Annotated in this window: 17 protein-coding genes and 1 pseudogene; 10 read left to right on the top strand and 8 right to left on the bottom strand. The window is 33.8% G+C overall.

What is annotated here, in order from left to right; all coding sequences use genetic code 11:
- Positions 1 to 6: 6 nt before the first annotated feature.
- Positions 7 to 102: a type I toxin-antitoxin system Fst family toxin gene (locus LIX58_RS07010; protein ID WP_115345419.1), complete on the bottom strand. Its 96-nt coding sequence runs from the start codon at positions 100 to 102 to the stop codon at positions 7 to 9.
- Between the two features lie 210 nt (positions 103 to 312).
- Between LIX58_RS07010 and LIX58_RS07005 the strand changes: the two genes are divergently transcribed.
- The 3 genes from LIX58_RS07005 (at position 313) to LIX58_RS06995 (ending at position 3,139) form a co-directional block, all read left to right on the top strand.
- A complete protein-coding gene (locus LIX58_RS07005; protein ID WP_154837183.1) occupies positions 313 to 1,515 on the top strand; it encodes a multidrug effflux MFS transporter in 1,203 nt (400 codons plus the stop codon).
- 164 nt (positions 1,516 to 1,679) lie between these two features.
- Positions 1,680 to 2,351: an iron-sulfur cluster repair di-iron protein ScdA gene (gene scdA, locus LIX58_RS07000; RefSeq protein ID WP_154837185.1), complete on the top strand. Its 672-nt coding sequence runs from the start codon at positions 1,680 to 1,682 to the stop codon at positions 2,349 to 2,351.
- 26 nt (positions 2,352 to 2,377) lie between these two features.
- Positions 2,378 to 3,139, top strand: coding sequence for a class I SAM-dependent methyltransferase (locus LIX58_RS06995; protein WP_154837187.1), 762 nt, complete (start codon positions 2,378 to 2,380; stop codon positions 3,137 to 3,139).
- Between the two features lie 72 nt (positions 3,140 to 3,211).
- Here the strand turns inward: LIX58_RS06995 and LIX58_RS06990 are convergent, their stop codons facing one another.
- Positions 3,212 to 3,688: a GyrI-like domain-containing protein gene (locus tag LIX58_RS06990; RefSeq protein ID WP_226386211.1), complete on the bottom strand. Its 477-nt coding sequence runs from the start codon at positions 3,686 to 3,688 to the stop codon at positions 3,212 to 3,214.
- Between the two features lie 157 nt (positions 3,689 to 3,845).
- On the opposite strand from LIX58_RS06990, the gene LIX58_RS06985 reads away from it, so the two are divergent.
- A complete protein-coding gene (locus LIX58_RS06985) occupies positions 3,846 to 4,457 on the top strand; it encodes a C39 family peptidase (RefSeq protein WP_154837191.1) in 612 nt (203 codons plus the stop codon).
- 65 nt (positions 4,458 to 4,522) lie between these two features.
- Here LIX58_RS06985 and LIX58_RS06980 read toward each other — a convergent pair whose 3' ends face one another.
- Positions 4,523 to 5,332, bottom strand: a complete 810-nt coding sequence (locus LIX58_RS06980) for a metallophosphoesterase (RefSeq protein ID WP_154837193.1) — start codon at positions 5,330 to 5,332, stop codon at positions 4,523 to 4,525.
- Positions 5,333 to 5,660: 328 nt separating this feature from the next.
- Here LIX58_RS06980 and LIX58_RS06975 point away from each other — a divergent pair, with 328 nt between their 5' ends.
- Both LIX58_RS06975 and LIX58_RS06970 read left to right on the top strand, forming a co-directional pair.
- Entirely contained in the window at positions 5,661 to 7,061 is a 1,401-nt protein-coding gene (locus tag LIX58_RS06975) for an amino acid permease (RefSeq protein WP_226386210.1), read from the top strand.
- A 222-nt stretch (positions 7,062 to 7,283) separates the two neighbouring features.
- Positions 7,284 to 9,488 (top strand): annotated as a pseudogene (locus LIX58_RS06970) (cation:proton antiporter).
- Between the two features lie 52 nt (positions 9,489 to 9,540).
- Here the strand turns inward: LIX58_RS06970 and LIX58_RS06965 are convergent.
- Positions 9,541 to 11,367, bottom strand: coding sequence for an APC family permease (locus tag LIX58_RS06965; RefSeq protein WP_226386209.1), 1,827 nt, complete (start codon positions 11,365 to 11,367; stop codon positions 9,541 to 9,543).
- Positions 11,368 to 11,653: 286 nt separating this feature from the next.
- Here LIX58_RS06965 and LIX58_RS06960 point away from each other — a divergent pair, with 286 nt between their 5' ends.
- Both LIX58_RS06960 and yidC read left to right on the top strand, forming a co-directional pair.
- Complete coding sequence (locus LIX58_RS06960; protein ID WP_226386208.1) at positions 11,654 to 12,793, top strand: serine hydrolase domain-containing protein; 1,140 nt, start codon at positions 11,654 to 11,656, stop codon at positions 12,791 to 12,793.
- Positions 12,794 to 13,250: 457 nt separating this feature from the next.
- On the top strand, positions 13,251 to 14,108 hold the full coding sequence (gene yidC / locus LIX58_RS06955; protein WP_154837197.1) for a membrane protein insertase YidC: 858 nt from the start codon (positions 13,251 to 13,253) through the stop codon (positions 14,106 to 14,108).
- A gap of 58 nt (positions 14,109 to 14,166) precedes the next feature.
- Here the strand turns inward: yidC and LIX58_RS06950 are convergent, their stop codons facing one another.
- From LIX58_RS06950 to LIX58_RS06935, 4 genes are all read right to left on the bottom strand, one after another.
- Positions 14,167 to 15,018, bottom strand: a complete 852-nt coding sequence (locus LIX58_RS06950; protein WP_226386207.1) for an NAD-dependent epimerase/dehydratase family protein — start codon at positions 15,016 to 15,018, stop codon at positions 14,167 to 14,169.
- A gap of 56 nt (positions 15,019 to 15,074) precedes the next feature.
- Positions 15,075 to 15,548 (bottom strand): DUF1440 domain-containing protein, encoded by a 474-nt coding sequence (locus tag LIX58_RS06945; RefSeq protein WP_154837201.1) that lies wholly within the window; start codon positions 15,546 to 15,548, stop codon positions 15,075 to 15,077.
- Between the two features lie 141 nt (positions 15,549 to 15,689).
- On the bottom strand, positions 15,690 to 16,622 hold the full coding sequence (locus LIX58_RS06940; protein WP_126565572.1) for a 2-dehydropantoate 2-reductase: 933 nt from the start codon (positions 16,620 to 16,622) through the stop codon (positions 15,690 to 15,692).
- 184 nt (positions 16,623 to 16,806) lie between these two features.
- Positions 16,807 to 18,207 carry an MFS transporter gene (locus LIX58_RS06935; protein ID WP_154837203.1) on the bottom strand — a complete coding sequence of 467 codons (1,401 nt, stop codon included), beginning with the start codon at positions 18,205 to 18,207 and terminating at the stop codon, positions 16,807 to 16,809.
- Between the two features lie 260 nt (positions 18,208 to 18,467).
- On the opposite strand from LIX58_RS06935, the gene LIX58_RS06930 reads away from it, so the two are divergent.
- On the top strand, positions 18,468 to 20,222 hold the full coding sequence (locus LIX58_RS06930; RefSeq protein ID WP_226386206.1) for a sensor histidine kinase: 1,755 nt from the start codon (positions 18,468 to 18,470) through the stop codon (positions 20,220 to 20,222).
- Complete coding sequence (locus LIX58_RS06925; protein ID WP_154837207.1) at positions 20,223 to 20,993, top strand: response regulator transcription factor LytR; 771 nt, start codon at positions 20,223 to 20,225, stop codon at positions 20,991 to 20,993.
- The last annotated feature ends 278 nt before the right edge of the window (positions 20,994 to 21,271 follow it).

Raw genomic sequence — 21,271 nt, 5'->3', positions numbered from 1 at the left:
GTTTAATTATTTATCACGCTTATTCAGCCAATAAGAATATGACGTGAGTACAACTCCTACTACTATAGGAGCTATTACAGATACAAATATGATGCTGAACATGATGTCACCTCCTTCCATGCTAATTACAGCACAAAAGTAAAACAACGATTTATATATTATACTATCTCCGAATTTACGATGCCCCTACTTCCCCTACCTATGCAAACTTCAATTTTTTATTCCTCAATTTAATAAAACTATTTTTATAACTTACAAATGTTTAAAAAACAGATATAATGTAATTTACAAATCTTTTCAAGGAGATTCTATATGCAGAATACAACAAGCACGAAACTCCCCTTGTTTTTAATTATTGTTTTAGGTAGCATGACTGCCTTTGGTCCAATGATTATTGATATGTACTCACCTGCATTACCTACAGTGCAACATCACTTTGGTTCTTCTACTTCTGAAGTGCAACTGACTTTATCATTTGCAATGATTGGGTTAGCGTTAGGTCAATTTTTGTTAGGACCTTTAGCAGATGCGTTTGGATATAAAAAAACAGGTATTATCACTTTATGTATCTTTCTCTTAACCTCTGTAAGTTCTATCTTTGTAACGCACCTCTCGTCATTTATTATTATACGTTTGGTTCAAGGATTGACAGCAGGTGGTATTATCGTTATTGCTAAAGCTTTTGCAGGAGAAAAATATACAGGTGACTTACTTGCTAAATTTCTAGCTTCACTCATGGTGGTTAACGGTATTATAACGATTATTGCTCCCCTACTTGGTGGCTTATCATTAACACTAGGTTCATGGAGAATCATTTTCGTTATCCTAACTATTATTAGCCTCGTGATCCTAAGTGGCTTCGCGTTGAATATGCCTTCAACAGTTAAAGATGAAGCTCGTAGATTAAATTTCAAAGCCATTTTCTTAGATTTCGGGCAGTTGTTAAGAAAGCCAGGTTTCGTTATTCCTATGTTCTTACAAGGTTTAACTTACGTCATGTTGTTTAGCTTTTCATCTGCTTCACCATTCATCACTCAGAAGATTTATCATATGACACCTTTGCAATATAGTATAATGATTGCAATTAACGGCATAGGACTTATCGTTGTCAGCCAAAGTGTTGCTATATTAGTTACATATATTCATCGTTATCGTTTGTTTATATATTTAACTTTAATTCAAATTATTGGCGTTGTATTAATTACAATGACCCTTCTTTTACATGGTCCTTTATGGATATTACTAATTGCTTTCTTCTTAAATGTTTGTCCAGTAGCTTCTGTTGGTCCTCTCGGATTCTCTATGGCTATGGAAGAACGTACAGGTGGAAGTGGTAATGCTTCAAGTTTATTAGGGCTATCTCAATTTATCCTTGGCGGCATTATTTCTCCTATAGTTGGTTTAAAAGGGGAATATAATATTATGCCTTATGTTTTAGTTATTACAATCACAGCTATATTATTAATCGTTCTTCAAATGATTTATTTTAGACATCACAATCGAAAAAATATTTAGAATGAGTTTGGCAAAGTAATCTTGATTCAAGAGATTACTTTGCCATTTTTATTTATTCATTATTTTGTTATAACTTTTCGACAAATACATTACATCAAACTGTCTTCTCTCTTTAAAAAAACAATTATTTTATATAATAACTAATGTATAAAGGAGGAATTAAAATGATTAATAAAGATTCAATAGTAGCAAATATTGTCACTCAACAACCTTTAGCAGCGGATGTTTTTAGACAATATGGTATCGATTTCTGTTGTGGTGGCAACATTTCAATTGCGGAAGCAGTTCATAATAAAAAAGTAGATGCTGACACACTTCTAAATAAACTTAATGCTTTACCAGTTTCACAACCTGGAGGTATTAGTGTTGAATATCTCGATGCACCTTCATTAATTCAATATATTCAATCACGTTTCCATCAAACTATACGTGAAGAGTTTAAAAATCTTTCTCCTTACGTTACTAAAGTAGCAAGAGTCCATGGAGAAAGATTTCCATATCTATTAGAGTTACAAGATTTATATCGTCAATTTAGAGACGGTATGTTAGAACATATGGATGACGAAGATGAACAAGCTTTTCCACAATTAATCAAAATTTCAAAAGGACACGAGGTAGAAAACGCTGATCAGATTATTCAGAGCTTAGTGGATGATCATACAGAAACAGGTCAACTACTCCAATCTATGCGTGAATTAACGAATGATTATCAACCTCCACAAGAAGCATGTACGACATGGCGTTTAGTGTATGACCGTCTTGAGAATTTAGAACGTGAAACCCACGAACATGTACACCTTGAAAATCATGTCTTATTCAACAAATTTACAAGTTAACGAAAGCCTAAAGTGAGGTTATCAAAATGGGAAACAAAACATTATCCGGCCATACATTCTTAGCGACATTAGGTAAAAAAAGGTTACGTCCAGGTGGTAAAGTAGCTACAGATTGGCTTATTCAAAAGGGACATTTTTCAAAAGAAAAGAAAGTGCTAGAAGTAGCATGTAACATGTGCACAACGTCAATTGAACTCGCAACAACTTACCATTGTCACATAGAAGGTGTTGATTTAAATAACAGTGCCTTAGAGCAAGGTCGAAAAAATGTCGCAAAACATCATTTAGAACATTATATTCACTTAACACAAGCCAATGCTACGAAATTACCGTTTGAAGACAACAGCTTTGATATTATCTTGAACGAAGCAATGCTTACAATGTCGCCTTTAGCAATGAAAGAAAAAGTACTTCAAGAGTATTATCGTGTACTCAAACCAAGTGGCATTCTATTAACACATGATATTACGATAGTTAATCGTCCACTTAAAGAACAAGTCATCACTGAGCTTAGTAATGCCATCAATGTTAAAGTAACGCCTTTAACTACAGAGCATTGGTATCAACTTTATCAATCAGCAGGGTTTAGCACAATCGAGTCCCATACAGGCAAATTATCATTAATGTCGCCTCCTGGAATGATTAAAGACGAAGGCATTATGGGTACACTTAAGATTATTAAAAATGCCTTAAAACCTACCAATCGACCAATGTTTTTAAGAATGTTTAAAACAATGCGCAAACATAAAAACAACATGAACTATATCGTTCATGCTGTCCGTAAATAATTGATTCATTAATGATTCTATTGTGATGTATCTTTGTATATAAGCATGACAATGGAATCATTTTTTCAATGATTAGCGAGAAATAGGCATCCAAATTTCTGTAATATAATCATCACTTTGAGTATTTCCCGGTAAATAATGTTCAAAAAACGGTGCTCGTTTAACTGTGACATCAAGTTGTGGTAAGACGTGTTGATGAATTTGTGCAATTGACTCTTTAACAGCTTGAGGCACTTTGCCAATAGCGTCAAAAACAATATACGTTTGAGCATCTAACTCTATTAATTCATAAGTGCCCTCATCATCAACGTCTTCATTAGTAGGTACACCAATCATATATTCCATTTCTCCATTGTCTAGTGCACGACAAATACCTAATATTCCTGATAATTGATGGTTGCTTTTTCCAATGATGTCTTCAGTTAATTGTTGTTCGTTTACTTCTTGGCAAAATTCTGGAATGCCATGTTGCATCTCTTTTCCGTTACTGAATCTTCGTTTTATTCCGACAATCTTTAGTTTTTCTAAATTTTCAAAACGGTAGTCCATTTTGTCCTCCTTTTCAAAAAACGAAATTCAAATCCACTTTATTAACTATTATATACCCAGTTCAAATCAATATACGAAAGACCTGCGAGGGTATATAATGAATTTACTTTAAAAAGAACGCGCGCAACATGTTACGAGTGAATGAAGGAGAACCAATATGAAGAAAACCATCTTACCTGTAAAACCGATTAGCCAATTATTTCCTATTCCTATGGTGATGGGATGTGAAGGCGTTTCAGCAGCTATGTTACTTCAATATAATCATCATGACGTTAAGGCTACAGAAATTATGAAACGTTGGCCAACGCATCCGAATAATCCCCATAAAGGTTATGTCGGTCATCAACTATTGATTAAATTTGGACATCATCAAACCATCTTTCCAGATGCCTACGTTCCCTATTTACAAACATTTGATAACCGCTTCGTTGACGGTACAGGTACAGATTTAACTGAGTTAGAATCCATACTTGACCAAGGACAACCTGTTATTATGTATCATACGAGTCTTGGCGATGCACCTGACCGCAAAAAGTTTAAATTTGATAATATAACAACTGAGTTAGTTTCTAATATTCACGTAACGTTGTTAATTGGCTATGACGAGAACTATTACTATTATATTGATCCGTTATGGAGTCATGTATTTCGTAAATTTATCTTTCCTGCTATTGTTCCAAATCGCTTTCAAGTCATTAAGATTGGTAAAGCAACAATGGAACGTAGTTTTAATGAACCTGGTAAGAAGTGTATTTATCTTCAACCATAATAAATCCTCACTAAGTAGTTTTGAATAATTCTACTTAGTGAGGACTTTTTAAAACTTTAAATATGTTAAATATCGAAATCCACTAATGCATGATTCATTTCTGTATCTATATCATCTGTGCGCCATTCACGTCGATAGCCTAAGCAAGGACACATAAAGGTAATGCCTTTATCAACGATAGCTTTACGGAAATGGACGTGGCCCATAATACTATAATGAATAGGATACTTTTGATACAAATTATCAAAATCACGCGTGCCAATAAACGCATTGAAGAAGTCAAAAATTCGATGGGGCGTGGGCACGACAAATTGTGGATGTGTAACAATATGTGTCATTAAAATAATATGTTTATCACTTACGTTAGTTAGATCCTTTTCAGTTTGCAATGCGGCCCATTGAGAAAGCGTTCTATCATCTGTTTGCCAATCAATTTTCACCTTATCTTGCCATGTTGCCCCATAATATTTACCTCGCTTAATACGTTCAAGATCAAACTTATCATCGGCATAACTGTAATCGTACCAAGCTGTATGACCGACAATCGCCCACTCATCATTAATCACATAAGGCTTTCCAATGAGACATTCCGGTTGCTTAGCGTAGAATTCATAAATTTCTTTAGAGGTATTCACATCGTCCGGTGCCCAATAATCGTGATTGCCAGGCACAAATAATACTGGAATAGAAGTATTATGTTTTAAATCACGAATAAACTGATAGCTTTCTTGAAAATGATTTGAAATATCGCCCGCGATTAATAATATATCTATGTCTCGTTTTCTAATAATACGTGTGAGTGATTCCAAATAAGCATGCGCATCTAACTTCGGATGACGATCAATGTGCAAATCTGATATGGCTCCAATTTTCATATAATTGTCCCTCTTACTCTATTATTTATTAAGTTCCAATTATTATGTCATATAAACTTTTAAATTTAAATTATTCTGGTTATTTCATTTTAATAAATATATTTGTATTTCTAAAAATTAAGAGTATAATAAAAATAACTTTTAGCAATGACACATAATTTATTAAAATTAAAAATTAACACTTTTACAAATAACAGAATATTCAAACTAATACATACTACTGTTTATCTCGTTTTACGCTCATCTGTTAAAAGTGACCTTTAAATTACAAAAATAAGAAAGCGTTTTCAAAAAAACATGAACACCATGTATTCTGAGGAGGAAGTATATGGCAAGACAGTTAGAGAGAGAATTAAGTAACAGACACATCCAATTAATTGCGATTGGTGGCGCCATTGGTACAGGTTTATTCTTAGGTTCTGGGCAAACCATTTCATTAACAGGACCTTCATTACTAATTACTTACATGATTATTGGTATGGTACTCTTTGCGTTTATGCGTGCACTCGGGGAATTATTATTAAGTAATACACGTTTTAACTCATTTGTAGATATTGTGAATGAATATCTCGGACCTTTTGGGGGATTCGTTATCGGCTGGACGTATTGGCTTTCTTGGATTGCTTCAAGTATGTCTGATTTAACGGCCATGGGACAATATTTTAGTTTCTGGTTTCCACAAGTACCTCACTGGATTACGGTTCTATTTATTGTACTCATGCTTATTTCATTCAATATGCTTGGTGCTAAGTTATTCGGTGAATTAGAGTTTTGGTTCTCAATTATTAAAATCATCACTATCATTGCGATGATTATTATAGGTCTTGTAATGATCTTCTTCTCATTTAGAACATCATATGGACATGCCTCATTTGGTAACTTAGTCAATCATGGCGGTATCTTCCCTAATGGACCATTCGGTTTCTTAATGGCATTCCAAATCGCCGTTTATTCATTTATTGGGATTGAGTTAATTGGTGTTACAGCTGGAGAAACGAAAGATCCAAGAAACGTTATTCCTAAAGCAATTAATAACGTGCCTGTGCGTATCTTATTATTCTATGTGGGTGGTTTATTAGTTATCATGTCAGTCATTCCATGGAATAAAATTAATTCAGAAAGCAGTCCATTTGTTACGATGTTTAGGTTAATTGGATTACCTTTCGCAGCAGGATTAGTTAACTTTGTCGTTTTAACTGCTGCTGCTTCAGCAACCAACAGCGGTATTTATTCAAATAGCCGTATTTTATTTGGTTTATCTAAACAAGGTTTAGGTCCTAAAGTATTAAGTAAAACTAATCATAATAGCGTGCCATACTTATCTATGCTAGTTTCATCTGGTACATTACTAGCAGCCGCTTTACTGAACTTTATCTTTCCAGATGCCATGCAACTATTTATTTACGTTACAACATTATCAACCGTCCTCTTCTTAGTTGTATGGGCTATGATTATTATTTCTTACATCATCTATGTACGTAAAAATCCTGAAGAACATCGTAAGAATAAATTCAAATTATTTGGTGGACAAGCAATGGCATATGTTGTCCTAGCCTTCTTCTTCTTTGTCTTTATCTTATTGTTCTTTAGCGCAGATACAAGAATGGCAGTTTTCATTTCACCGTTCTGGTTCATTTTCTTATTCTTCTTATATAAAAAATATAAAAAGAATGCAGAAGCATTGGCCGAGCGTACACGTAAACAAGGACGTGAATCTATTAATTATTAAGATAGCGCCTTTATAATTTATCTTAGCGAAATACAATCTTTTCTTATTAGAATACGATTGTACTTCGCTTTTTTAGTTTAAGCCAATATTTTTCAAGGTAAAATATATAGAACAGAATAAATTAAATTAATCATTTTTTTGTATAATAGTTATACTTTTTTGATAGCCTATTTAACATCATGTAAAATAATACTATTATCAAAATTTAAAAAGGAGTTATATATGGAACTATTAGAAGCTTTTCTCTTATTTATTTGTGCAGTAATTATTAGTTCTATTATTTATAATAGGTTCCCTAAAATTCCTACTGCTTTTATTCAAATTGCGTTAGGTGTCTGCCTTTTTATTCTCCCTATTCCAATTCATTTTGAATTTGAATCTGAAGTATTTATGATGGCAGTGATTGCCCCATTATTATTTGTCGAAGGGACACATGTTTCCCGTACGAAACTATTAGAATATCGCAAACCCGTTATTCTAATGGCGATGGGACTGGTATTTACTACCGTTATTGGTGTAGGTTTCTTTATCCATTGGATTTGGCCTAGTTTACCTATGCCTGCAGCATTTGCTATTGCAGCCATTCTCTGTCCTACCGATGCCGTAGCAGTTTCAGCTATTACAAAGGGTAAAGTCTTACCCAAAGGTTCAATGTCCATTTTAGAAGGCGAATCTTTACTTAACGATGCTGCTGGTATCATTTCATTTAAAATTGCAGTGACAGCATTAGTTACTGGTAGTTTTTCAGCTTTTGATGCTATTGGCCAATTCATTCTTTCAACCATCCTTGGCATTTTAGTTGGTATTATTGGAGGCGCATTAGTAGTCCGACTAAGAATTTATTTAACTGCAAATAAAGGTTTGAAAGATAGTAATACATTAACATTTATCCAATTACTCACACCTTTTGCGATTTATTTTATCGGTGAAGAAGTCAATTATCGCTGTCGTTGTAGCTGGATTAATTCACGGCTTAGAGCGTGATCGTTTAATTCGCGCCCAAACTGAATTACAAATGAACTACAACCAAATTTGGAACACGTTAAGTTATGCATTAAATGGATTTGTCTTTGTCGTATTAGGCTTCATTGTACCGGAAGTATTTATGGAAATCGTTCATAAAGAACCTCAAAATATTACTTTCCTTATTATGGTTACATTATTATGGTTACATTACTGATTGCACTTGCGATTTATATCTTCAGATACATATGGGTATATTTATGGTTCAAAGATTTTTATTATCCTAAAAATGTCCAGTCTTACCTTGATGAAGAAGAAGATACGGGACCGCCTAAGCGTAGTCATTATGCTTTTATCATGACGATGTGTGGTATTCATGGTACTATCTCACTTTCTATGGCACTGACACTACCTTATATGATGAATGGTGAACAAGAATTTATTTATCGTAATGATTTATTATTTATTGCCTCTTTAATGGTATTAATTAGTTTAATCATGGCTCAAATTGTTTTACCTATCATCACCCCTTCTGAAAAGGTCTCAGACTTTAAAGGCATGACATATCAATCGGCTAAAATCTTTATGGTTCAAAACGTGCTTGATGCCTTTAAGACAAAAGCAAAAGATAATAAAAATGTAGATTATCGTCCAATTCTCAACCAGTATTTTAATGAATTATCATTCTTAATAAACATGGAACCTGATAATCAAAATACGAAAGAATTGCGTCGTTTACAGGAAATTGCCGAAAAAGAAGAAACTGAAACACTTGAGCGTCTAATTGATAAAGAACGTATTTCTAAAAAAGATTTAACTGACTATCGTAACGTGATGGAATTCAGCCAATCTTATCGTGAAATGTCATTTATACGTAAAGTAAGCCGTCTGTTCAAAATGCTCTTCCTACGCTTCAAAGCTAGAAAAGATTCACGTAAAGAAGCACACAAAGTTCATAAAGAAGATCGTGCACTTATGCGTGAAGAACATAAAGCCACTTCTAAAGAGGATCGCGCATCTATCAAAGAAAAACGTGAAGAGTATAAGCAAGAGCGTCATAAAGTTAAAGAAGAACGTAAAGCACAACGAAATGCCTATAAAAATAGCTTTAATAAAGTACAACAAATTATGCGTGTCGTGAATCACAACATTATTATGAGAATGCGCGAAGAACAAAATAGTTCAAACGTCCTTGAAGTAAGTTTAATTATTAACCAATATCACGCATTATCACATACAATTCGTCAAAATCAAAATAGAAGACAACAAAAAGAAGAAAACAAAGAGATTTACGCCTTAACAACGCAACAACAACATGAGGTTAAACTTGAAGCTTTATACATTCAACGTCAGTTACTTGATGAATTAATCGCTCGTAATAAAGTATCGAATGAAATTGCGACACAGTTGCGTGAAAATATCAACTATAACGAAATTGTGTTAGCACATGAAGCACAACATTAAACAATTAAAAAGCAGGAACGTGAAAAACAACATTTCAAGTTCCTGCTTTTTATTATTTCTGTAATTTAAATGGCACTGTCGCTAAAATGACATTTTTTTGATAGAATAAATGCATTTTCAAGCGAATACTAGTTTGGTTGTGCAAGAAATTGTGCCATGATTTTTTAGTAATAAACTGCGGTACTACTACAGTAATGACATAATTTTTATCATTTGCTTTTTTATTAATTTTATCAATAAAACGTGAAATCGGACGGATAACGCTACGGTATTCTGAATGCAAGATAACTAAACGCACATCTGGGAAATGGTTTTTCCACTTTTCAGCAAAACCTTTGTCCGCTTCTTCGCCAAATGAGACGTGCACAGCAATCACATCATCCGCAATCATCTGTGCATAATATACGGATTTATCAATCGCAGATGTAATTGTACTAACAGGTACAACAGCTAAGTTTTTATCAACAATCGGCATATCTTGTACCATTGCAGTTGATTTCAATTGTTTCGCAATATCTTTGTAGTGATTATTAATACGCAAGAATACATAAACTACAATTGGTAAAAAGATTAAGATTGGCCATACATGTGTAAATTTAGTAATCAAGAAAATCATAAATACGATGAAAGTGATGGTACCACCCACTGCATTTGCAATGAGTTTCGTAGTCCAACCTTTTTCACGTCCTCTAATCCATTTAAGCACCATACCGTATTGTGCTAATGTAAATGGAATGAACACACCTACCGCATATAACGGAATTAAGTTCTCAGTTTTACCTTTGAAAATAATAATTAATAAAATTGCACAAACGCCTAAAGTAATAATTGAATTTGAATAACCTAAGCGATCACCACGTACTCTAAACATACGAGGCATATACTTATCTTTCGCCATACTTGCCGCTAACATTGGGAAAGCTGTAAAACCTGTGTTGGCTGCTAATACAAGGATCATCACTGTAGTAGCTTGTACAAAGTAATAGCCAACATTATGTCCTAAAATATTTGCTGCTAATTGAGATAATACTGTCGTTTCAGTTTGTGGCATAATACCATACCAATAAGCTAAACCTACGATACCTACTAATAAGAAAGCTAAGATACCACCCATAGTCACTAAAGTTTTAACGGCATTTTTAGGACCTGGATCTTTAAAGTTTGTAACGGCATTGGAAATTGCTTCCACACCTGTGAGGGATGAAGCCCCTGATGAAAAGGCTTTTAATAACAGGAATAAGGTCACACCTGGCACGGCCGTACCTACACTTGCGTGCATATGAGGTGTCGCTTGACCTGTCGCAACTTTCCAAACACCAATAATAATCATAATAATTAACCCGATAATAAATAAATAAACTGGATATGATAATACAGTGGCTGATTCAGTTAAACCACGTAAATTCATAATCAAAATAAATAACACTAATAAACATGCAATCAATACTTTGTGATGATATAAAGATGGGAACGCTGCTACAAATGCATCAGCACCTGATGCAATACTAACTGCTACCGTTAATATATAATCGACAAGTAAAGAACCACCTGCAAGTAAGCCCCATTTTTCTCCTAAGTTTGTCTTAGACACCATGTAGGCGCCGCCACCTTTAGGATAGGCATAAATAATTTGGCGATACGATAGAATTAACGCAGCCAATAGAATTAATACCGCACAAGCAATAGGTAACGTATACCATGATGCAATTGCTCCCACAACAGATAATGTAATTAAAATTTGTTCAGGACCATATGCAACGGATGACAAGGCATCGGATGATAAAATGGCTAGCGCTTTGAAATTACTGATTTTCTCATTTTTCAAATCTCTATTTCGTTTAGGCTTACCAATTAAAAGTCTTTTAAATTGAGTGAACATTTAACCCTTACCTCTTTTATATTCAATTTCAATGGATAAAATATACTCCCATTTCTAATAAAAGTATAGCCACTAACATAAGATTTATTAGATATTTATACTCTTAAAGTTACTTTTTACCATTATATTTTTAGGTATATTTTTATAATATAGTCATCTCAAAAATGTTGCTAACAACGTATAAATCTCTTTGTTGAGCTATTTCAAAAAAATGTTGCTATACTTATCACAGTTATACATTTAGGTTGTTCACTATATAGAAAGTTATTTAAAGGGAAAAGAAAGAATGAAAAAGAAATTATTAGTAAGTGGTATTATTTTGCTCATTATTGTCGCTATTATTTCAATAGGTACTAAAATGAAGCCTAGTTATTCTATGTTTAGCCCTTCCTCTCAAATTTATATTGATAAAATGATTACCAATGAAATGAAGGATGATCATATCCCAGGTATGTCGGTGTTAATTATTAAACATAATAAAGTTTTTCTTAATAAAGGTTATGGCTACGCTAACATTGATAAGAAGGTTAAAGTTTCTCCGAAAACACGTTTCGAAATTGCATCTAACACAAAAGCATTTACTGGTTATGCCATTATGCAACTCGTAGAAGATGGCAAAATTAAATTAAACGATAAGATAAGTAAGTACATACCTGGATTTTATATGAAGTACAAAGGTAATAAAGAAGACATTACTGTTGATCAATTAATCGCTCAAACGAGTGGGATTCCTGGCGATATCACCGATAACGATAAAATCACTAAAAAGAATAATAATTTAGCTGGTATAGTCAACAGTATTAAAGGACGTACACTTGATTCTAAGCCTGGCAAACAATTCCAGTATTCCAATATGAACTATGATATGTTAGGTCTCATTGTACAAAATGTTTCTCTTGAATCCTATTCAAATTACATGAAGGACCACATTTTCAAACCATTAAATATGCATCACTCAACTACTAAAGAAAGTAATGAGAAAAAAGCAGATGACGCTCAAGGATATAAAGTGAAATACGGTAAGGCCTATGCTTATAATCCTGACTTCAATCTTGGTGATAACCCTGCTGCTTATATGATGACAGGGACGAAAGATTTAGAACCTTGGATTCGTTTTCAACTCAATGCACATTCTAAGCAAAGTGCATTAATTAAAGAAACACATCAACCTAAAGTGAAAACCGAGGAAAATTCATCGCCAACAAGTTACGGCACAGGTTGGTTCATAGATGAGAGTACTAAAGACACATTGGTGTATCATCCCGGTACATTAGAGAATTACTCATCATATATTATTTTGAATCCTAAAAAAGATTACGGCATCGTCGTGCTCGCAAATGCCTATTCTAAAAATGTCCCAAAACTTGCACATCATTTAGATACTCAGATGAGTGCGAATCAGCATATCACAACACTCAGAATTTAATTAATCAATGGCAAGGCATTATTATTGCGCTTACAGTCATCATAGGATTAGCTATTATTAGTGTTTTAGTGCTCATCTATCGTTTTATCATTGAACATCAACCTGTACAGTTCAGTTTTAGCTCACGCAATATCAAACTAAGCATTTTAATGCTATTAGTGGCTTTTGCGTTGACTTTAGGACTTATTCATTTATTGCCATCGATTATTTTAGCTAACACAGACTGGCAGTTTATTATGTCATGGTTACCTACTTCCGCTAAAGTAGCATTGATGAGCGTACTTATACTTTTAACAAGTTTATTTGCATTGATATTCTTGAACATTATAACTAACACTTCTTACTCAAAAAATAGTGAATAATCAACATAAAAGCGTATAAAATATGTCGATGTGTGTTAAGCTAAACATACTAAAGACTAAGATTATTAAAGACCTCAATGCATAGGAGTAGAGACATGAAAAAGAAATGGTCCTTATTCTTTATGAGTCTAATTGTCTTATTAGCTGGGTGCGATTATTCTCATAAAGAAGATCAACACGGATTCTTTTACACAGTATTCGTTAGACCAATGGATGCGTTACTACATTTCTTAGGACGCTCATTCCATGATAATTATGGTTTAGCAATTATCGTTATTGTGTTAATTATCCGTCTTGTGTTGATGCCTTTAATGTTTGTACAAGTTAAAAATATTCACGTCGTGCGTGGCAAAACAAAAGTAGTTAAACCTGAAATTGATAAAATTCAGGAAAAAATCAAACAAGCTAAGACACCAGAAGAAAGAAGCGCAGCAAATAAATTATTAATGAAGAAATATAATGACTACGGTATCAATCCATTTAAGAATTTAATTGGGACATTACCAATTTTAATTCAAATTCCTATCCTATTAGGGTTGTATACTTGCATTAAATATCCGACAAGTGGTGGCATTATCCAACATCCTCACTTCTTATGGTTTAACTTAATGCATACAGATATCGCTATGACTTGTATCGCTGCCTTCCTATACTTTATCCAACCGTTAGTGAACTCCATTCACTATCCTAAGAATGAACGCAGATCGTATTACGTTATGATGATTTTATCTCCATTATTTATCATTTACGCTTCTTTACAATCCGCTTCAGCATTGAGTTTATATTGGGCGGTCAGTGCAACATTCTTAATTATTCAAATGCATTTTGCACATAGTCATTATGCTAAAGTGGGTAAAGCTGAAGGTGAAAAGCTAAAACAACGTATTGAACGCCAACGTCGTGAATCAGATAAATCATCGCAAACAGAACATACACAAGAAAAAGAACAATAATTCCAAATACAAAAGGGAGCTGAAACCGCAATGTGGTTCAGCTCCCTTTTCGCTCCCATTATTTCAATGGATGCATACCATCTTTCCAAGTGTTATAAATTAATTTTCCGCCTTGAGCTTTAAATTTGTCGTTCGTAATACCTCTTTCAAATGGTTGCGCAGGTTGAATGGTTACTTTAGGATCAACACCTACTTCTTTAGCGTACCATGCCACAAAGTCTGAGCCTTTAACTGGTTCGTCATCTGCCACATTGTAAATACCATTATCAAACGCCATCGCTTGAATAGAAACTTCAACGGCATCATCTAAATGCACAAATGAAGTAACACCATCTGTCATTGTCACTTCACCATCTTTAAATTGATTATAAATCATGCCGTCTTTACCATACCAAGTACCTGGACCATATAACCAACCAAAGCGTAAAATGACATATTGATCCATGCGTGCGGTTTCTTTTTCAAGACCAACCACACTATCAACCGTAATTTTACGGTTTCCTTCATAGTTATAATCAAGAGGTGTTTCTTCAGTTGCTAAACCTTCGCCAGGTTCATACATAAAGCCAATACTTTGCGCTACAACTTTCTTCACATCATATTTTAAAGCTGCATCTGTTAAGTTTTTACCACCTTCAACACGTACTTTTGTGTTCGCCGCCATATCCACATTTTTCAAATCAGTAATTTGATTAATAATGATTTCTGGTCGGAAATCTCCAATTGCTGCGTCAATCGTATCTGCCTTTAAGATGTCGCCGGTGTATGCTTTGACATTAAGACGTTCTAATTTCTCTTTACCTTTTTCAGATGTCGTGAAGCCTACCACTTCATGACCTTCCTCATTCAAACGTTGCACTAATCTTGTACCGATTAATCCTGTCGCGCCTGTTACAAATATTTTGGTCATACTTTATACTCACCTTTCTATTTCTCTTTATTGAAAATGAATATCTAAACTCGTACTTATTGTCCAGAAGTTCGAACGAAATCAATCGTATTCATCCATACAATATGACCTAGCAATTCTGAAATACGCTCTTCAATTGGTAATTCTTTAACTGGAGGCGTCAATTCAAGCTTCGGTAAAATATATTCATGGAATGCGATATGCACGGCTATACCGAATAATGAACCCTTTAAAGCCGTAACCTTTGAACATTTTTCAGCTAATAAACCATAAGCTAATGCATTAGCAACTGAAAAACCATAGTGAATACCCACGACTGTTACTGGAACATCATTCCCGTTATAGTGATACGTAGCATTTTTAACGTTCTCAGGTAAACCTAATTTATTAAGTAATGTCATTGGCGGTGGCTCTTCATCACGTTCAGGTGTTCTAGGAGGTACAAGACCTTCCCATCCCATCTTTACAGCTCCACTCAACAGACCGCCTACAACACCAGTCAAAAGGATACGTTTCGTTGTTTGATTCATTATTATCACAACTCCTATTTTGTTGATCATCTTCTTAATTATTTATAGTTTTACCCCAAAATTCATATTTTAAAAGTGAACATAGTTAAAGCCTTTGAACATCACATTTGCATGTAATTTCAAAGACTTAACACGTTTAGATTATTTCGCGTGACGTTGTTCTTCTTTAGCGTGAACCATATTAGCTACAAATTGATTAACTGGCGCTTCGATATGATGTTCAGCACCTAATTTAGCCACAGCGCCATTAATATAATCAATCTCAGTTAAACGATTATTATTAATTAAATCTTGATACATCGATGGGAAATGAGGACCTACCTTATCATTTAAATCAATGAGATAATTGTAAACTTCATCTGCGTTTAAATGTACCCCATCTACTGTCGCAACTTGAACAATTTCTTGAGTAATTTTATAAACAAGCTTTCTCGCATAATCACTTTCATTTAGATTAGATAAACGACATTCTAGAATCGTACATAATGCATTGGCTGTACCATTTACGCAAATTTTCTTCCAAATAGATTGTTGTAAATCTTCGCTTTTATGAGGATTAAGTTTTGCTTTTTCCAGAATATCAAATACTGTGTCAACATTGGGGTGTCCCTCTTCCACAAGCGCACCGATTTCAACAGGCCCTGCACCCATTAAATGGGTATGTCCTGGAGATTCTAAACCAGCCGTCCAAGTCGTTACCCCTCTTACGATACGCGCTTCATCTACATAGTTTGCAATTTTACGCTCATGTTTTAAGCCATTCATCGTACAAACCATAATCGTTTCGTCATGAATATGCGATTGAATATGGTGTAACATGTCTTGAAGTTGCATGGCTTTAGTAAATAAAAAGACGATATCGTATTTAGCATTTTCTGGGATTTCCGTATCTTGATACATAGGAATATTTAAATGATGTTGTTCTCCATTGATATCAATATGTAAGCCATCATTTTTAACGGCTGAAGCTTGAGGTTCCCAACCATCAATTAATGTAACGTCATAACCTTGACGGTATAACATTGCTCCAAATCCACTTCCTAACGCCCCTGAACCAGCAATCGCTATTTTCATATGTCATAACTCCTTTTTATTAATGATGATTTTAAAATACTACTTCACTTATTGTCAGTCAATACAATACACATAATATTCTTAATTTTTAGATAAATTAATTTATTTTTATTAAAAATAGGAACAATACAGAAATCCAGTTTAATAAAAGATTTCTACATTGTTCCTAACTTTGTATATAATATTAAATTTTACCTGCTTTTTTTGGAACTAAGAATAAAATAATAATGAAAGCAGTTAAAGCAATACCTGCATTGAATATTACCCCAGCTGCGCCACCAAGTTGTAAATTCATTTGTGAAGCGCAAAAACCGTAAATGGTACTAGACATCGCTACGCCAAAGGCATTTCCTAATGAAGACGCCATTTTATAAACACCAGATGCTACCCCAACTTTATCATCAGGTGCTTCAGCAACCGCTGTATCTGTTGAAGGCGTTGCGTATGTACCTAAACCAATACCAAATAATAAGTAACCAACAATACTTGAAATAATATAAGCTACATTTGGTAAAAATGTTAATGATAATAATAGTAAACCAATAAACGTAAAGCCACTACCCATTAATAATGGTTTTTTTGCTCCTAATTTTTGTAATAACTTTTCACCTACACGTATCATGATAAGTACAGCTACAAGATACGTAATAGAAATGAGACCCGCTTGTAACGAGCTAAATCCTAATTGACTTTGATAATATGTGTTAACAACTATCAAAGTACCACCTGCGACACCATTTAACATGAAGTTAGAGAGTGTCGCACCACTGTAACCTTTATTTAAAAATAAATGAAAATCAACAAGTGGATTATCTGCTTTAAGTTCGCGAATGATAAATAAAATTCCAGCCACTAAGAATACTACGCCAAGAGATAAAATCATTGGTGAGAATAATCCACGATCAGAGGCTTGTGTCACCATGACATTAACACTTAATAACGTAATCACAAGCAAGATTAATCCCATTACATCAAATTTAGAGTTATTCTCTGTTTCTTCAGGTCCTGGTTCATACTTTGTTTCAGGCGTATGTTTAATTAAGAAAAAGGCTAAGATAGATAAAGCGATAGACACAATAAAAATCCATTGCCAACCAACTTTAGAAGCCATAAGTCCACCAAATAGTGAACATATACCACTACCGCCCCAAGAACCGATTGACCAGAAACTTACAGCACGTTGTCTGTCTTTTCCAATGTAATATTCATTAATAATCGCAAGCGTTGATGGCATAATGAACGCACCTGATAGTCCCTGTAATGCACGTCCAATTAATAATAACCAAGCAATTGGTGCAATAATTAATAATAATGATCCTATAATATTTAAAGCTAAACCTAAATAGGTCATCTTGACGCGTCCAAATTTATCAGCAATATCCCCAGCACCAACAATAAATAACCCTGAGAATAATGCAGATAAACCTATTGCAATATTGATTGTACCCATATTTGTATTAAATGATGATTGTAGCGTTGGTACAATGTTAACGAGTGATTGCGCAAACAACCAAAACGTTAGTACACCTATAATAATACCTATGAGTAGTTTATTATCTCCCCTAAACTCTTTTGAAGACTCCATTTTGAAAAATTCCTCCTAATATACCCTAAAAACTATTTAAAATAGTTTATATTAAAAACCTTATCATAATTAAGGTTAATTGACTTAATAAAATACTTTATTTTATGAAATATTTCTTATTAAAATAGTTAAAAATATCTTAAACGACTAATTCTAAAATAACTGGTAAATATAGTTATTAATTTTAATCTATTAACATCAAATTTTCCATATTATAATAAACAGTATATTTAAATTTTCTAAAATTAAGGTGTCTTAATATGTTTAACTTATTTATATTATTGCTTGAGCGCGTAGGTTTAATCATTATCATTGCCTACATATTGATGAATGTTAATCATTTAAAAAAAATGATGGGTGAACGTGAGAAGTTACGCTCTCAATGGCAATTAACAATTATTTTCTCTCTTTTCGCGATTATTTCTAATTTCACAGGAATTGAGATTGAAAATGGCAAAATTATTTCTAGCAATATTTATTATCATTTGAATGACAATGCTTCGATGGCCAATACACGTGTGTTAACCATTGGCATGTCAGGTCTGATTGGTGGACCGTTTGTCGCTATTATTGTTGGTATTATATCTGGTTTATCACGTTTATTTATTGGTGGTGCAAATGCCTATACTTATTTAATCTCCTCTGTAATTATTGCCTTAATATCAGGAGTATATGGTTACCGTACGATGCGTCGTTATACTTACCCTACTATGCTTGTTGGCGCAGTAATAGGAGCATTAAATGAAGCCATTCAAATGATTTGTATTTTTGTTTTTGCTGATGATGCAACAGCTGCTTGGTCATTAGTTCAATTTATATCAATACCTATGATTTTAATTAACAGTATTGGTACAGCTATTTTCTTATCTATCATCTTATCGACGCTCAAACAAGAAGAACAAACACGTGCGATACAAACCCATGACGTATTAGAACTAGCGAATAAAACGTTACCCTATTTTCGTTCGGGATTAAATGAGAAATCAGCAAGGCCAGTAGCTGAAATCATTTTAAAGCTAATGAAAGTATCTGCCGTAGCGATTACTAATAAAACAGACATCCTAACACATGTGGGAGCTGGGAGTGACCACCATGTTGCGAAGAAAGAAATTATCACTCATTTATCTAAAGAAGTGATTCGCACCGGGCAATTGAAGGAAGCCCATTCAAAAGAAAGTATTGGTTGTAATAATCCGAATTGTCCTTTAACGGCTGCGATTGTTATCCCCTTAATGACGAATAATGAAATAGCTGGCACTTTAAAATTTTATTTTACTGAAGAACGTGACATCACAACTTCGACTAAACAACTCGCGCGTGGTTTGGCAGACATTTTCTCAAGTCAATTAGAACTTGGACAAGCTGAGATGCAAAGTAAGCTCTTGCGTGATGCCGAAATTAAGTCATTACAAGCACAAGTGAATCCTCATTTCTTCTTTAATGCGATTAATACGATTTCGGCGCTTGTACGTATCGATAGTGAAAAGGCCCGCAAATTATTACTACATTTAAGCCAGTTCTTTCGATCAAACTTACAAGGGGCGCATAATAATACGATTACTTTAGAAAGAGAATTACAACAAGTAGAAGCGTACTTATCATTAGAACAAGCAAGATTTCCAGACCGCTTCACGATTCATTATCATGTAGACCAAGATTGTAAAAATGTATTAATTCCACCTTTCATTATTCAAATATTAGTTGAAAATGCAATTAAACATGCGTTTAAACATCGACGCAAAAATAACATTATTGAAGTCAATGCCCATTATGAACAACAAGCGCTTAAAATTGCTGTAAGTGATAACGGAAACGGTATTGATGCAGAGAAATTACCATTGATTGGTCAAATGAGTGTCATGTCTGAAACAGGTACAGGAAGCGCATTGGAGAATTTGAACCGTCGTTTAGTAGGAATATATGGTTCTATTGCTCAACTTCATTTCAATTCTAATGACCAAGGTACTACTGTGAGTTGTCACATCCCTTATCATCATTTAAAGGAGGAAGACTAAGTGAAAACGCTAATTGTAGATGATGAACCCCTAGCACGTAATGAATTACACTATTTATTAGACGAGATGGGTGGATTCGAATTAATAGAAGAAGCTGAAAATATTGAAGAGACACTTGAAAAATTGCTTTATGAAACGTATGACCTTGTCTTTCTTGATATTAATTTAATGGATGAAAGTGGCATTGATTTAGCTGGAAAAATTCAAAAAATGAAACAGGCACCTTTTATCATTTTTGCCACAGCACATGATACCTTTGCTGTAAAAGCATTTGAACTCAACGCACTAGACTATATTTTAAAACCTTTTGAACAAGAACGTATCGCGCAAGCCGTTCAAAAAGTAAAACGTGCCCTATTACTTCGTTCAAATACGACAGAATCGTCTGATTTTGCACAAAAAGAAAACCCTATGCCAAATGATAAGTCAACTACCGCTTCACCATCTGTTATTCCTATCGAGGTCGATGAACGTATTTACGTTATTAACTTAGCAGACATCGTTGGTGTTTCAGTTAACAATGGTGTTACAACCATATCTACAATCAAAAGAGATTATGAATCAACAGAACCGCTCAATTCTTATGATAAAAAATTGCCAGAGGAACAATTCATTAAAATTCATCGTGCCACGATTATTAATAAACAACACATCGATAGCGTAGAACAATGGTTTAACTACACTTATCAAGTGACGATGACAACTGGCATTAAATATCAAGTCAGTCGTTCTTATATGAAAGCATTCAAGCAAGAAATTGGTTTAAAATAAATACGTTTACGTATCATCATACTAAATCTAAGCTTTTAATCCATGGAGAGCCTTCAAATTCAGCTCGCTAAGATGAGATTAAAAGCTTTTCTTTTTTACCTCTAACTCTCTGAAAAGTAACTATGTGTTAACTCTTATTTAAAGTAGCTAAGAACTTCTTTTCCCTTATTGATAGTCACCTTTCAAATAATGCATCTCACAACACATTTTTTGTAACTCGCCTTTTAATCTCCCAAAAGTAACCGCTTCAATAATAAACTGAACTTAAGAGAAATAGA

Source organism: Staphylococcus sp. Marseille-Q1834, assembly GCF_916858875.1.
GTDB lineage: Bacteria > Bacillota > Bacilli > Staphylococcales > Staphylococcaceae > Staphylococcus > Staphylococcus pragensis.
The sequence above is the reverse complement of the archived record's forward strand: the minus strand, read 5'-3'. Positions and strand labels throughout refer to the sequence as shown.

Coding starts and splice junctions, on each gene's coding strand:
- LIX58_RS07010 (WP_115345419.1), bottom strand. CDS start 102: ATGTTCAGCATCATATTTGTATCTGTAATAGCTCCTATAGTAGTAGGA.
- LIX58_RS07005 (WP_154837183.1), top strand. CDS start 313: ATGCAGAATACAACAAGCACGAAACTCCCCTTGTTTTTAATTATTGTT.
- scdA (WP_154837185.1), top strand. CDS start 1,680: ATGATTAATAAAGATTCAATAGTAGCAAATATTGTCACTCAACAACCT.
- LIX58_RS06995 (WP_154837187.1), top strand. CDS start 2,378: ATGGGAAACAAAACATTATCCGGCCATACATTCTTAGCGACATTAGGT.
- LIX58_RS06990 (WP_226386211.1), bottom strand. CDS start 3,688: ATGGACTACCGTTTTGAAAATTTAGAAAAACTAAAGATTGTCGGAATA.
- LIX58_RS06985 (WP_154837191.1), top strand. CDS start 3,846: ATGAAGAAAACCATCTTACCTGTAAAACCGATTAGCCAATTATTTCCT.
- LIX58_RS06980 (WP_154837193.1), bottom strand. CDS start 5,332: ATGAAAATTGGAGCCATATCAGATTTGCACATTGATCGTCATCCGAAG.
- LIX58_RS06975 (WP_226386210.1), top strand. CDS start 5,661: ATGGCAAGACAGTTAGAGAGAGAATTAAGTAACAGACACATCCAATTA.
- LIX58_RS06965 (WP_226386209.1), bottom strand. CDS start 11,367: ATGTTCACTCAATTTAAAAGACTTTTAATTGGTAAGCCTAAACGAAAT.
- LIX58_RS06960 (WP_226386208.1), top strand. CDS start 11,654: ATGAAAAAGAAATTATTAGTAAGTGGTATTATTTTGCTCATTATTGTC.
- yidC (WP_154837197.1), top strand. CDS start 13,251: ATGAAAAAGAAATGGTCCTTATTCTTTATGAGTCTAATTGTCTTATTA.
- LIX58_RS06950 (WP_226386207.1), bottom strand. CDS start 15,018: ATGACCAAAATATTTGTAACAGGCGCGACAGGATTAATCGGTACAAGA.
- LIX58_RS06945 (WP_154837201.1), bottom strand. CDS start 15,548: ATGAATCAAACAACGAAACGTATCCTTTTGACTGGTGTTGTAGGCGGT.
- LIX58_RS06940 (WP_126565572.1), bottom strand. CDS start 16,622: ATGAAAATAGCGATTGCTGGTTCAGGGGCGTTAGGAAGTGGATTTGGA.
- LIX58_RS06935 (WP_154837203.1), bottom strand. CDS start 18,207: ATGGAGTCTTCAAAAGAGTTTAGGGGAGATAATAAACTACTCATAGGT.
- LIX58_RS06930 (WP_226386206.1), top strand. CDS start 18,468: ATGTTTAACTTATTTATATTATTGCTTGAGCGCGTAGGTTTAATCATT.